We start from the raw sequence: 378 nt of genomic DNA, 5'->3' as shown, positions 1-378 counted from the left end.
CGGAAATGATCATCGACGGGGAAAGCGATATCGTCGGGACCAAGCCCGCCAAGGTGATGGCTGCCATCGAAAAGCACCGTATGGATTCCGCGATGGTCTCGCTGGATCTTCAGCGGTCGGGCGATATGCTGACGGTTACGGCGACCCCGCTGGGGGACATGTCGGTGCCCTGCATCATTCAACTGGTGCGCTACACCCCGGAACGTACCACGCGAATCGAGCGGGGGGAGAACGCGGGAAAGACGTTTTCCTACGCCAATATCGTCGAGGATTGGCAGGTATTGGGCAAATGGGACGGTACCGCGCCCATCACCTTCACCGTCAAGGTGGAGGGGGACGCGCCCGTGGTGGTCCTTGTTCAGGAAAGCGATCTTGGCC

The 378-nt window shown here is 60.3% G+C and carries 1 protein-coding gene; it reads left to right on the top strand.

The annotated features are described in order from the left end of the window. The coding region (locus tag A3764_RS00530) for a DUF1223 domain-containing protein (protein ID WP_150122017.1) at positions 1 to 378 on the top strand (378 nt) is incomplete at both ends.

The organism is Sulfitobacter sp. HI0129, from assembly GCF_001635395.1.
GTDB lineage: Bacteria > Pseudomonadota > Alphaproteobacteria > Rhodobacterales > Rhodobacteraceae > Sulfitobacter.
Note: the sequence above shows the minus strand (reverse complement) of the source record. Positions and strands in the feature narration are given on the sequence as shown.